The sequence below is a fragment of the Nocardioides sp. genome (assembly GCF_035703625.1).
Classification (GTDB): Bacteria; Actinomycetota; Actinomycetes; order Propionibacteriales; family Nocardioidaceae; genus Nocardioides.
On the sequence record NZ_DASSXS010000208.1, the window covers coordinates 1 to 12,780 of the forward strand.

General features: G+C 72.2%; 11 protein-coding genes. 6 read left to right on the top strand and 5 right to left on the bottom strand.

Annotated features, from left to right (window positions below):
- Nucleotides 1-314: 314 nt before the first annotated feature.
- On the bottom strand, nucleotides 315-1,157 hold the full coding sequence (locus tag VFN12_RS10260) for a sulfurtransferase (RefSeq protein ID WP_325118561.1): 843 nt from the start codon (nucleotides 1,155-1,157) through the stop codon (nucleotides 315-317).
- 35 nt (nucleotides 1,158-1,192) lie between these two features.
- Here VFN12_RS10260 and VFN12_RS10265 point away from each other — a divergent pair, with 35 nt between their 5' ends.
- A complete protein-coding gene (locus VFN12_RS10265; protein ID WP_325118562.1) occupies nucleotides 1,193-1,639 on the top strand; it encodes a hypothetical protein in 447 nt (148 codons plus the stop codon).
- Nucleotides 1,640-1,675: 36 nt separating this feature from the next.
- The gene (locus VFN12_RS10270; RefSeq protein ID WP_325118563.1) at nucleotides 1,676-2,329 is read left to right on the top strand and encodes a thymidine kinase; all 654 of its coding nucleotides are present in this window, start codon (nucleotides 1,676-1,678) and stop codon (nucleotides 2,327-2,329) included.
- Nucleotides 2,330-2,350: 21 nt separating this feature from the next.
- Here VFN12_RS10270 and VFN12_RS10275 read toward each other — a convergent pair whose 3' ends face one another.
- The 3 genes from VFN12_RS10275 to VFN12_RS10285 all read right to left on the bottom strand — a co-directional run bounded on the left by VFN12_RS10275 (nucleotide 2,351) and on the right by VFN12_RS10285 (nucleotide 6,833).
- The gene (locus tag VFN12_RS10275) at nucleotides 2,351-3,475 is read right to left on the bottom strand and encodes an alkaline phosphatase family protein (RefSeq protein WP_325118565.1); all 1,125 of its coding nucleotides are present in this window, start codon (nucleotides 3,473-3,475) and stop codon (nucleotides 2,351-2,353) included.
- A complete protein-coding gene (locus VFN12_RS10280; protein ID WP_325118566.1) occupies nucleotides 3,472-4,059 on the bottom strand; it encodes a DUF5998 family protein in 588 nt (195 codons plus the stop codon). Before VFN12_RS10280 ends, VFN12_RS10275 begins: the two co-directional genes overlap by 4 nt.
- 68 nt (nucleotides 4,060-4,127) lie before the next feature.
- The gene (locus VFN12_RS10285) at nucleotides 4,128-6,833 is read right to left on the bottom strand and encodes a GNAT family N-acetyltransferase (protein WP_325118567.1); all 2,706 of its coding nucleotides are present in this window, start codon (nucleotides 6,831-6,833) and stop codon (nucleotides 4,128-4,130) included.
- A 79-nt stretch (nucleotides 6,834-6,912) separates the two neighbouring features.
- Here VFN12_RS10285 and VFN12_RS10290 point away from each other — a divergent pair, with 79 nt between their 5' ends.
- Genes VFN12_RS10290 through VFN12_RS10305 form a run of 4 tightly spaced genes read left to right on the top strand, consistent with a single transcriptional unit; the run spans nucleotide 6,913 to nucleotide 12,362 of the window.
- Entirely contained in the window at nucleotides 6,913-9,387 is a 2,475-nt protein-coding gene (locus tag VFN12_RS10290; protein ID WP_325118568.1) for a DNA topoisomerase (ATP-hydrolyzing), read from the top strand.
- 4 nt (nucleotides 9,388-9,391) lie between these two features.
- On the top strand, nucleotides 9,392-10,096 hold the full coding sequence (locus tag VFN12_RS10295; protein ID WP_325118569.1) for an LppX_LprAFG lipoprotein: 705 nt from the start codon (nucleotides 9,392-9,394) through the stop codon (nucleotides 10,094-10,096).
- A 10-nt stretch (nucleotides 10,097-10,106) separates the two neighbouring features.
- On the top strand, nucleotides 10,107-11,852 hold the full coding sequence (locus VFN12_RS10300; RefSeq protein ID WP_325118570.1) for an MFS transporter: 1,746 nt from the start codon (nucleotides 10,107-10,109) through the stop codon (nucleotides 11,850-11,852).
- Between the two features lie 21 nt (nucleotides 11,853-11,873).
- Nucleotides 11,874-12,362 (top strand): carbonic anhydrase, encoded by a 489-nt coding sequence (locus tag VFN12_RS10305; protein WP_325118571.1) that lies wholly within the window; start codon nucleotides 11,874-11,876, stop codon nucleotides 12,360-12,362.
- A gap of 163 nt (nucleotides 12,363-12,525) precedes the next feature.
- On the opposite strand, the gene VFN12_RS10310 is transcribed toward VFN12_RS10305, so the two are convergent.
- A partial coding sequence (locus tag VFN12_RS10310; RefSeq protein WP_325118572.1) for a hypothetical protein occupies nucleotides 12,526-12,780 on the bottom strand: 255 nt, incomplete at its 5' end.

Consider the following 12,780-nt stretch of genomic DNA (forward strand, 5'->3'; position numbering starts at 1 on the left):
ACATGGCCTACCACGTGTTCCCCGACTCCGCGGCCGCCAAGGGCGGCGACTCCGGCACCCGCGAGTCCGAGCAGATCATGCTGGCCCGGATCTTCAAAGGTGTCCACTGGTGATCAGCTCGCTCGCGAGCTGATCACCAGAAGTGGACAGGTCGAGCAAGCCGCGCGACCGAGCCCGCGAGGTCGCGATCGGCGGGTCGAGACCCGGCGACGTACGCAGGAGGGTGACCACAGTGGTCGCCGCCCTGCACATGTCACCGGATGTCGAGGCTTGCCGCAGGTCGGGGTGCGAGCGGAGCGTGCCTCGACACCACCTCAACCACCGGTTGTGCCGGTCTCCACAGGACGACCAGGGTCGGTGACCCACTCGCTCCAGCTGCCGGGATACAGCGCCGCCCGGATCCCGACGAGCTCCAGGGCCAGCACGTCGTGGGCGGCGGTCACGCCGGAGCCGCAGTACGCCGCCACGTCGGCGCCCTCCACGGCTCCGACCGCGGCGTAGACGGCCCGCAGCTCGGAGGCCTCCCGGAACCGCCCGGAGGCATCGACGTTCTCGGTGGTCGGCACGTTCACGGCACCCGGGATGTGCCCGGCCACCGGGTCGATCGGCTCGACCTCCCCGCGATATCGCTCGGGCGCCCGGGCGTCGACCAGCACCGACACGGCGGGCACCCGCTCCGCCTCGACCACGGGCATACCCTTGGCCGCGGCGACCGTGAAGTCTCCGGGGCGGACCACCGACGCCTCCCCCGTCTCGCGCTCACCGCCCTGTTCCGACCAGGCCCGCCAGCCGCCGTCGAGCACCTGCACGTGCGGATGCCCGTGGAAGCGCAGCAGCCACCAGGCCCGGGCCGCCGCGCGGCCCTCCCAGTCGTCGTAGACGACCACCGGCCGGTCCATCGAGACCCCGGCTTCCCTCATGGCCGCCTCGAACGTCGCCTCGTCCGGCAGCGGGTGCCGACCGCCAGGCCCCGGCCGGCCGGCGAGGGCGGTGTCGAGGTCGACGTACGCCGCGCCCGGGATGTGTCCGGCGAGGAACTCCTCGCGCCCCGGCGGCCCGCCGAGCCGGTACCGGACGTCCAGCAGCGTCACGTGGTCGAGACGGCCGAGGAGACGCGACACGGAGACCAGCGAACCGGGGACCAGCGAACCGGGCATGCCCGCCATCCTGCCGCAGACCCTAGGCTCGCTCCATGCGCTACGTGTGGGGCAAGGGCGACGTCGTGCTGGCCGGGGACGAACCGATCGCGTCCGCCCACCGTGCGTGGTTCCGGGAGCGGGCCGAGGTGACCATCGGTGGCGTCGAGTGGCTGTTCCGCGCCGAGGGCAGCGACCGGGTCGGTGAGAGCCAGGGCGTGGTGCGGACCCGCGCCCGCCGGCGCAGCGTCTGGACCGGTCGGTACGACATCGACAGCGCCCACGCGTCGTACTCGCTCGGAACCCGCAGCGTCTGGAGCAGCCGGCTTGTCCTGACCCGGCACGGAACCGAGATCGGGCAGGTGGGCCGGTCGTCGCTGTGGGCCAACCGTCCCTCCCTGACGGCGACGACGACCCTCCCGCCGGAGGACGCGGTGTTCGTGCTCTGGCTGGCCCACCTCATCGCGGCACGCGAGGAGTCCGGCTCGAGCAGCCCGACCTGACCGCGGCGGACCCGGGCTGTGACAGGATCACGCCCCGTGGCTGAACTGCACTTCTTCACCGGAACCATGGACTCGGGCAAGAGCACGCTCGCCCTGCAGACCAACCACAACCACGCCGCGCGCGGGCGGGTCGGTCGGATCTTCACCACCCACGACCGCGCCGGCGAGGCCACCCTGTCCAGCCGGCTCGGGCTGACGCACGAGGCGATCGAGGTCGAACCCGGCTTCGACTTCTGGACCTACGTCGTGCAGAGCCTCACCCAGGGCGGCCGGATCGACTACCTGATCTGCGACGAGGCGCAGTTCTACTCCCCCGGCCAGATCGACCAGCTGGCCAGGATCGTCGACGAGCTTCAGATCGACGTGTTCGCCTTCGGCATCCTCACCGACTTCCGCAGCCAGCTGTTCCCGGGCAGCGGCCGGCTCGTCGAGCTCGCCGACCGGATGAACGTGCTGCAGGTCGAGGCGCTCTGCTGGTGCGGGAAGCGCGCCACCCACAACGCCCGCACCGAGAACGGCGTGATGGTCACCGAGGGCGATGTCGTGGTGGTCGGCGACGTGGACAACCCCGACGAGCTCCCCGCCGACGTCGCCTACGAGGTGCTCTGCCGCCAGCACCACCGCCGGCGCCTCACCGCCGCCCGGGCCAAGGCGGTCAGCCTCGCCCCGGAGCCCCTCCCGTTCGGCTGACCGGGCCTCCGGCCTCGCCGGTCAGGCCACCAGGAGCGGGATCAGCATCTCCTCGGGCGTCAGTGACCCGTGCAGCCCGACCAGCGTGGCCTCGTAGGCGAAGTCGGCCGTGGAGACGATCGCGTGGTCGGCCCTGCAGGCGACCACGACGTCCCCGATCCGGGGACGCACGGCGGGCTGCACCGCGCCGAACCAGCCGAGCCCGGCCGCCTCGTCACGGGTCAGGACCTCGGCCCGGTCCCCGAGCACCGACCGCCAGGTGGCCGCCACGTCGTCGACCGCGCCTCCCCGGCAGTAGAGGTGCCGGAACCGCGCCTCCCCGCCGAGCAGGGCGACCCCGTCCCGCAGCTCGGTGACCTCGTCGACGTCGATGCGTCGGCCGGTGGGGCTGTCGAGCATGCCGTGGTCGGCTACCACGACCAGGCGGGTCGAGGGCGGGAGGGTCTCGCGCAGCTGCTCGGCCTCGGCGTCGACCATGGCCAGCTGCTGGAGCCACTGGCTGGAGGCCACCCCGTAGCGGTGACCGGTCCAGTCGAGGTCGCCGTCGTACATGTAGGTCAGGGAGGGCCGACCCGCCGACGCGGTGGCGACGGCGGCGATCCGCTCCCCCACCCGGTCGGCCCCGACGAACTCCGCGCCGCGCTGGGAGGCGACGGTCAGCCCGCTGCCGCGGAACTCCCGCTTGTTGACGCTGGTCACGCTCGCCCCGGCAGCCGCCAGCCGCGCGAACGCGGTGGGGTGCGGCTGCCACTGGGTCGGGTCGACCGACTTGTTCCACTGCAGCGCGTTCAGCAGCCGGTCGGTGCCGGGGATCCGTGAGGTGAAGCCGACCATGCCGTGGGCGCCCGGCGGCAGTCCGGTACCCAGGGAGGTGAGGCTGGTCGCGGTGGTCGAGGGCACCCCGGCGGTGGCCATCTCGCCCTCGACGAGCAGCGAGGAGAGGTACGGCGCCGCGTGCGCGTGCCGGCGCAGCTGCAGCGCGCCGAGGCCGTCGACGAGGAAGACGACGTAGGAGCCGGCCTCGGGCAGGGCCAAGCGCGACGGCGCCATGCCGATCGAGCAGCCGAGCGCCTCGGCGACCGCAGGGATGACGTCGGCCAGTGATCGCTGCTGGTAGGCGGGCTGGACGAACCCCTGCTCGGTCACGCCCCCTGCGTCCTGGCGGACAGCGACTCGGCGAAGGAGAGCAGGCCGCCCACCGCGTCGACCCCGTCTGCGGCGGCCGAGACCCGCAGCGAGAAGTCGTCGGAGGCGAACACGCCGGTGTAGCCGTGGTCGGCGTCGCACTGCGGGTCCGTGCAGCCGGCCGGCTCGAGGTCGATCCGGCTCACGCCTCCCCAGCCGACGGTCATCACGGCCTCCGCCGGCCGCGAAGGGCCGTCGGTCGGGTTCGCGGTCATCCGGGTCACCACGACCGAGCGCACCGAGGACAGCGTGATCGCCTCGGTCGAGGTCGAGGTGTAGGGCTCGGGCAGCAGGTCGTCGGGGGCGTGCTCGTCGGTGTGGGCCAGGATCAGTCGGCTGGGAGTGAGGACGACGACCGTCAGGTGACGGCGGACCTCCTCACGCTCGAACGTCGGCTCGTGGTGGACGTAGAACGACACCACCTGCTCCCCCGCCACCGCCGCGTGCACCCCGTCGCGGACCACCTCGGGGTAGTAGCCGGTGTGTTCGATGGCCTGCCGCAGCTCCACGGTGCGGTCGCGGTCATCGGTCGTGCGTGTGCGCATGTGGGCAGTGTGTCACGCACGCACACGACCGGCCGGGTCGTGGGCCGGAGCGGCCGCCCGGACGGGCCTCAGTCGGGGAGGGTGTCGCCCGGCGGGCGCGGCAGGCGGCGCACGAACCAGTCCGAGCGTGGGTCCAGCACCGGGTCGACCCGCGCTCCCGCGGTCAGGACCTTGACGCCGTCGGCACCGGCGAGGACCAGCGACAGCTCCAGGGAGCTGACCTGCGGGAGGTCGTGCTGCAGCTGCGCGACCCGCAGGATCAGCCGCTCCACCGCGGAGATGTCCACCACCTCGCTCCCGCGGTAGCCGAAGAGCATCGGCGAGGACTTGATCTCGCGGACCATCGCCGCGGCGTCGCCGGCCACCAGCGGCGGGATCCGGTAGGCCCTGTCCTCGAGCAGGTCGATGATCGGCCCCGAGATGCCGAACGAGACGACCGGGCCGAAGAGGGGGTCCTCGATGCTCCGGACCGCGACGGGCACCCCGGGCGGGGAGTTCTTCTGCACCACGAACCCGGCCTTCTCGGGTTCGGTGATCAGCGCGTTGAGGGCCTCCCAGGCGGTGCGCATGTCGGCCGGGGTGTCGATGTTGCGCCACACGTGGGCCAGGTCGGGCCGCTCGCGGAGGTGGTCGGCGGTCGCCTTGAGCACCACGTCCCAGCCCAGGGCCCGGCCGGCCGCCTGGGCCTGGCGCAGGCTGGTGACCGGGCGGGACGCCCAGAGCTCGATCCCGTAGGCGGCCAGCAGGGCCGTCAGCTCGCCCTGGTCGAGCTCGGTTCCGCCGCCCTGCCGGGCCAGTGCGTCGTCCACGAGCCGCTTGCCGGCGGCTGCGTCGATGTCGCCGAGGGCCTCGTCGGTCCGTCCGTCCGGGGTCCGCAGCCAGACGGCGTACCCGACGACGCGGGCCAGCGCGCGGACCGCCCCCTCGACCGCGGGGTACGACGGCACGGAGCCACGGCCCGCCGTGTGGCCGGCCACGTCGGGGACCCGCAGCAGCTCCGGGACCCCCTCGGCGCCGAGGAACGACGACACGAGCGGCTTGTCCGACTGCTCGCCGACGGCGGCCAGCACGTTGGCGACGTCCTCGCCCGACACGTTCAGCGGCGGGATGTAGACCGCGACCACCGAGTCGACGTCGGGGTCGTCGATGGCGCTGTCGAGGGCGTCCTCGAAGTCCTCGGCGGTGGCCTCCGCTCCGAGGGCGACCGACTTGTTGACGACCAGGCCGACCGAGGAGGCGGCGTCCGCGGCCAGCAGGCCGAGGGCGTCGGAGTTGCCCACGATGGCCACCCGGCGTCCCCGCGGCAGCGGCTGGTGGGCGAGCAGCTGGGCGACGTCGAACATCTCCTCCAGCGTGTCCACCTGGATCACCCCGGCCTGACGGAACATCGCGTCGACAGCCTGCGGCGGGGCCGCGATCTGGCGCACGGCGTGGCCCATCGGCACGCCCTGGGTGGTCCGGCCCGAGCGGACCGCGATGATCGGCTTGCGCAACGAGACCCGACGGGCGATCCGCGAGAACTTCCGCGGGTTGCCGATCGACTCGAGGTACAGCAGGACCACCTCGGTCGAGTCGTCCTCCTCCCAGTACTGCAGCAGGTCGTTGCCGGACACGTCGGCTCGGTTGCCCGCGCTGACGAACGTGGAGAGACCGAGCCCCCGGTTGTTGACCTTCTCCAGGATGGCCGAGCCCAGGGCACCGGACTGGCAGAAGAAGCCGGCCCGCCCGCGGGGCGGGTTCACCGGTGACAGCGACGCGTTGAGGCACGCGCCGGGATCGGTGTTGATGATGCCCAGGCAGTTGGGCCCGATCAGCCGCAGCCCGTAGGACCTCGCCAGCCCGACCAGGCGGCGCTGGCGCTGCCGGCCCTCCTCCCCCGTCTCGGCGAATCCGGAGGAGATCACGACCATGCCGTGCACACCCTTGGCCGCGCAGTCCAGCACGACGTCCTGCACGGCGTCGGCGGGCACGGCGACGATCGCCACGTCGACCTCACCGGGGATGTCGGCGACGTTGGCGTACGCCGGAAGCCCGGAGACCGACTCGGAGGTCTGGTTGACGGCGTAGACCCGGCCCGAGAAGTTGCCCATGACCAGGTTGCGCACCAGCACCTGCCCGATCGTGGCCTCCCGGCGGCTGGCGCCGATCACCGCGATCGAGCGGGCGTTGAAGAACTTCTCGATCGACGCGGCCTCGGCCCGGTGCTCCCGGGTGGCCATCAGGCCCATCGCGGTGTCGGTGGCGTCGATGGGGAACTCGAGGGTCATCACACCCTCGTCGTAGGCGCTGACGACGCGGTAGCCGGCGTCGCGGAAGGTGTTGATCATCTTCCGGTTGTCCGGCAGGACCTCGGCCAGGAACCGCTCGACCCCGCGCTCGCGGCCGGCCTGCGCGAGGTGCTCGAGCAGGAGCTGCGCGATGCCCCGGCCCTGGTGCTCGTCCTCGACGAGGAACGCGACCTCGGCCTCCCCCGGCTCGGTGACGTCGTAGCGGCCGACGGCGATCATCCGGCCACCGAGCAGCACGATGAACGCGACCCGGTTGACGTGGTCCACCCGGGTGAACCGGGCGATGTCCTTCTCGGAGAGCCGCGGCATCGGGCTGAAGAACCGGTAGTACTTCGACTCGTCGGAGACCCGGTCGTAGAAGTCGACCAGGAGCTCGGCGTCCGAGGGCTCGATCGGCCGGATGTGCGCCGTCCGTCCGTCGCGCAGCAGGACGTCGGCCTCCCAGTGGCGCGGAGCCGCCGGCACACCTTCCTCGCTGCGGGTCACGTTCGTGAATCTAGCGTGCGTGGCCACATCCGGCGTGCCCCGCGGTGAACGGACCACGGCGCCGGGGAGAATGGCCCGCATGGCCAGGCGCAGCACGAGAACACCCGCTCCCGACGACTTCGAGGAGCACATCCTCGACACCAACATCAAGCAGGAGATGGAGTCGTCGTTCCTGGAGTACGCCTACTCGGTCATCTACTCCCGCGCCCTTCCCGACGCCCGCGACGGGCTGAAGCCGGTCCAGCGCCGGATCCTGTTCACGATGAACGACATGGGCCTGCGCCCGGACCGCGGCCACGTCAAGAGCGCCCGCGTCGTCGGCGAGGTCATGGGTCGGCTGCACCCGCACGGCGACACCGCGATCTACGACGCACTGGTCCGGACCGCGCAGCCGTGGTCGATGCGGCTGCCGATGATCGACGGCCACGGCAACTTCGGGTCGCCCGACGACTCCCCCGCGGCGATGCGCTACACCGAGTGCCGGATGGCGCCGCCCGCGGTGGCGATGACGGCCTCGATCGACGAGGACACGGTCGACTTCAAGCCCAACTACGACAGCCGCGAGCTCGAGCCGTCGGTCCTGCCCGCCGCCATCCCGAACCTGCTGGTCAACGGCTCGGCCGGGATCGCGGTCGGGATGGCCACCAACATCGCCCCCCACAACCTGGTGGAGGTCGTGCAGGCGCTGCGGCACCTGATCAAGCACCCCGACACCCGGGTCGACGGCCTGATGCGGTTCATCCCCGGCCCGGACCTGCCGACCGGCGGCAAGATCGTCGGCCTCGACGGCATCCGCGACGCCTACGAGACCGGCCGCGGGAGCTTCAAGATGCGGGCCACCGCACGGATCGAGACCGTCGGGCGCCGCAAGGGGATCGTGGTGACCGAGCTCCCCTACGGCGTCGGCACCGAGAAGGTCATCGAGCGGATCAAGACCCTGGTGCAGGGCAAGAAGCTCCAGGGGATCGCCGACATCAAGGACCTCACCGACCGCGAGAAGGGCATGCGGCTGGTCATCGAGGTCAAGAACGGCTTCCACCCCGAGGCGCTGCTCGAGCAGCTCTACCGCCAGACGCCGCTGGAGGACTCCTTCGGCATCAACAGCGTCGCCCTGGTCGACGGGCAGCCGCGCACGCTCGGCCTCAAGGAGATGCTCGAGGTCTTCCTCGGCCACCGGTTCGACGTCGTACGCCGCCGGTCGACGTACCGTCGCGGCAAGGCCGCCGACCGCCTCCACCTCGTCCACGGGCTGCTGATCGCGATCCTCGACATCGACGAGGTCATCCAGCTGATCAGGTCCTCCGACAACGCGGCCGCGGCGAAGGAGCGGCTGATCTCGGTGTTCGACCTGACCGAGACCCAGGCCGACTACATCCTCGACATGCCGCTGCGCCGGCTCACGAAGTTCTCCCGGATCGAGCTCGAGAAGGAGCGGTCCGAGCTCGAGCAGACCATCGAGGAGCTCGACGCGATCCTCGCCGACGACGCGCTGCTCCGGAAGGTCGTCTCCGACGAGCTGGCCGAGGTGGCCAAGACCTACGGGACCCCGCGCCGCACCGTGCTGCTGGAGTCGGCCGGCACCACCGTCACCGCGACCGCCACTCCCCTGGAGGTGGCCGACGACCCCTGCTTCGCGTTCCTCTCCTCGACCGGGCTCCTCGCCCGCTCCAGCAGCGACGAGACCCCGGGGACCGGAGGTGGCCGGACCAACCACGACGTGATCGTGTCCGCGGTCCGCACCACCGCCCGGGGAGAGGTGGGCGTGCTCACCTCGCGCGGCCGGCTGCTGAAGCTCGGGGTCCTCGAGCTTCCGGCGCTCCCCGGGGCAGCCAACGACCCCAACCTGCAGGGCGGGCTGCCGCTGAGCGAGGTGCTCTCGCTCGACCAGGACGAGCGCGCGCTGGCCCTGACCTCGCTCACCGCCGACGGACCCGGACTCGTCCTCGGCACCCGCCAGGGCGTGGTGAAACGGGTCAACCCGGAGGTGCTCTCCCGTGACGAGTGGGAGGTCATCTCGCTCAAGGACGGCGACGCCGTGGTCGGTGCCCTCGAGCTGGTCACAGGTGACGAGACGCTCTGCTTCGTCAGCTCCGGTGGGCAGCTGCTGCACTTTGGCGCCGGGGGCGTCCGGCCGCAGGGACGCTCGGGCGGCGGGATCGCCGGCATCAAGCTCGCGCCGGGCGACACGGTCGCCTGGTTCGGTGCCCTCGACCCGCAGTCCTCCGTCCTCGTGACGGCGTCCGGCTCGTCGACGGCGCTGCCGGGCACCGAGGCGGGGTCGGTGAAGGTGACGCCGTTCACCGAGTACCCGTCCAAGGGGCGCGCCACCGGAGGGGTGCGCTGCCACCGGTTCCTCAAGGGCGAGGACACGCTCGTGTTCGCGTGGGCCGGGGACGCCCCGGCACGGGCAGCCGCCGCCAGCGGTGCGCCCGCGGACCTGCCCGAGGCGAGCGGTCGCCGCGACGGGTCCGGGGTGCCCGGCAGCCAGCCGATCGCGGCCTGCGCGGGGCCGGTCGCGCACCGGCTGGAGCGTGCCACCCGTGTGTCAGGCTGAAGGCATGCGCCGCCGCCCGCCCCTGCTCCTCGCCACCGGGGCCCTGCTCGGGCTGGCACTGGTGGCCGGCTGCAGTGGCGACCAGGAGTCGGTCTCCGACGGACGCAGCCCCGACGAGGTCATGGCCCTGGCCAAGACCACTCTCGACGAGACCAGCGGGGTCAGCATCTCCCTCGAGACCACGGACCTGCCGGCCGGCGTCACCGGGGTCACGGAGGCCTCGGGGGTCGGCACCCACCCGCCCGCGTTCGACGGCTCCCTCACGGTCGTGCTGGCCGGTACCGCCCTCAACGTCCCGGTGATCGCGGTCGACGACAAGGTCTACGCCCAGATCCCGCTCACTCCGGGCTGGTCCGACGTGGACCCCGCCGAGTACGGCGCGCCTGACCCTTCCACGCTGATGAGCCCGGACACCGGCTTCTCCGCCCTGCTGCCCGCGACCGAGGACCTCGAGGAGGGCGAGAGCGTCCGCGGCGGCGAGGACAACAAGGAGGTGCTGACCGAGTTCACCGGCACCGTGCCCGACGACGCGGTGCGCAACATCCTTCCGGGAGCCGAGGGCGACTTCGACGCGACGTACACGATCACCGCCGACGGTGAGCTGCGCGAGGCCGTGCTCCGGGGGGTCTTCTACCCCGACACCGAGTCGATGACCTACACCATCGGGTTCGAGGACTACGGCACCGAGAAGAAGATCACCGCTCCGTGACCGCCTGTCGATGAGCACTGCGCCGCGTCTCCTGCTCGGCCTGGCCTCCGCCGCCGTCGCCTTCGCCGCCGCCGACACCTATGTCGTGGTGCTGGCCCTGCCGGAGATGATGAACGCGGTCGGCGTCCCGATCGACCAGCTGCAGCGGGCCGCCCCGATCGTCTCGGGCTTCCTGCTCGGATACGTCGCGATGCTGCCTCTCATCGGCCGGATCGCCGACCTGCGCGGCCGGGTGCCGGTGCTGGTCGCGGCGCTGGTCGTCTTCGCCGCCGGGTCGCTGGTCACCGCCCTGGCCTACGACATGCCGAGCATGGTCACCGGACGGTTCCTGCAGGGACTCGGGGGCGGTGGCCTGGTGCCGGCCACCCTCGCCCTCGTCGCGGACCTCTACCCGGCCGACCGCCGGGGGGTCCCGCTCGGCGTGGTCTCCGCGGTCCAGGAGATCGGCAGCGTGCTGGGGCCGCTCTTCGGCGCCGCCGTGCTGGTCTTCGCCGACTGGCGGGTGATCTTCCTGATCAACCTGCTGGTCGGCCTGGTCCTGGCCGTGGCCGTGCGGGCCAGCGCACCACGCGCCGCCCCGCCCGAAACTGACAGCGGCGGATTCGACTGGGCCGGGGCAGCCCTGCTCCTGGTCGCCCTGGCCGCCGGCGTCCTGACCATGACCCAGCCGGCCCCTCTCCTCCAGGACCTGACCTGGGGGCAGGCCTTCATCCCCTTCGTCTCCGACGGGCGGTGGTTGAGCCCCGTCGGGCTCGTCGCCATGGTCTCAGGGCTGCTGCTGCTCGTCCGGTGCTGCACGGCCGCCCGCCCGCTGGTCGACCTCCGCGGCTGGGGCAGGACCCTGCGGGCCGCCGACCTGACCGGCGCGCTGCTCCTCGGCCTCGCCCTGGCCGGCGTGATCCTCGCCTTCGCCACCGCCGACCCGAAGGTCGAGGTCTTCTCCGAGCAGGGCCTCTGGTACCTCCTCGGCTCCCTCGCCGCAGCCGTGGCGTTCGGCCTGCACCTGCGCCGGTCCCCGGCTCCGCTCGTCCCGCCGGGCGCCATGCGGCGTACGCCGGCGTGGGGGTCGCTGGCCGTCAGCCTCTTCGTCGGCGCCGCCCTGGTCGCGGCACTGATCGACATCCCGCTCTTCGCCCGCACGACGGTCCACAGCGACAGCCAGCTGATGGCGGCGCTGGTCCTGGTCAGGTTCCTGATCGCGCTGCCGGTGGGAGCGGTGCTCGGCGGCTACCTCAGCCGCACCCTGCCCGCGGGCGTCGTCACGGCCGTCGGCATGGCTCTCGCCGCGGTCGCGTTCGTGATGATGAGCCGCTGGGGGCTGACCAGCCTCGACGACGTCGCGTCCAACCTCCCGCTGCTGCTGGGCGGCTTCGGGTTCGGTCTCGCCCTGGCTCCGGTCAACGCCGCGGTGCTGGCCAGCACCGACCACGACGTCCACGGCCTGGCGAGTGCCCTCGTGGTGGTGGCCCGGATGGTCGGCATGCTCGTGGGCATCTCGGCACTGACCACGATCGGGCTCCGCCGCTACTACGCCGAGCAGGCCGACCTGGCCGACGTACGCGACGTGTGCGACGGGAGGAGCCGGTGTGCGGAGTTCACCGAGCTGCTCAAGGTCGCCGGGATCGCCCAGGAGCAGACCGTGTTCCTCGGCGCGGCAGTCTGCGCCGTCGTGGCCGGCGTACTCGCCCTGCTCCTGTTCCGCTCGGCGCGGACCAGAACGATCGATGCCGGCGAGATGCTGCGCTCGGCCGGCTGAGACCCCGCTACCCTCGTCCCCGTGTTCGACGACCTGCTCGCGGCCAACCGGGAGTTCGCCGCAGACTTCGACCTCGGTGGCTTCGACGGCGTTGCCCACGCCGGCGTCGCGATCGTGACCTGCATGGACTCGCGGATCGACCCGCTCCGGATGCTCGGGCTCTCCCACGGCGACGCGAAGATCTTCCGCAACCCCGGCGGTCGCGTCACCGCAGCTGCCCTCGAGGCCCTGGTCCTCGGGGTCCACCTGCTCGGGGTCGAGCGGATCCTCGTGGTCCCGCACACCCGCTGCGCGATGACGGCCCACTCCGAGGCCGAGTTGCGCGCCCGCGTGGGCGAGTCAGCCGGCCAGGACGCCTCCTGGCAGCAGTTCCACGTCATCGAGGACCAGCTGGTGGCCCTGGAGGAGGACGTCCGCAAGGTGCAGGCCCACCCGCTGATCCCCGACTCGGTCGCGGTGGGCGGGTTCGTCTACGACGTCGACACCGGCCTGATCGACCAGAAGTTCTGACCCGCTCCCGTAGCCTCGGGGCATGCTCAAGATCCTGATCTTCGTGGCCCTGTTCGTGCTGGTCGTCTGGGCGGGAGTCAGCATGCTGCGGCGGCGCTGAACGCCCGCGCACAGAGCAGGACGCCCGCCCCCGAGGGCGGGCGTCCCTGCCATCAGCGGGTCGTCAGAGCTGACCGATGTCGACGGTCTGACCCGTCGCGTCCGAGGTGCAGCTGGCCGCACCGTTGCGGAACTGCTGGGCCAGCACGTTGACGTTGACGTCGCACACGTTCGCGGCGATGCCGAGTGCTGCGCCGACACCGACATTGATGTCCTGCACCACGACGGTCACGTCGTCGACGACCTCGGTCACCGTGACGTTGACCACTCCGCCGGTCACCAGCGGTGCCGCGGTGGCCGGCGGTGCGGCCATCACGCT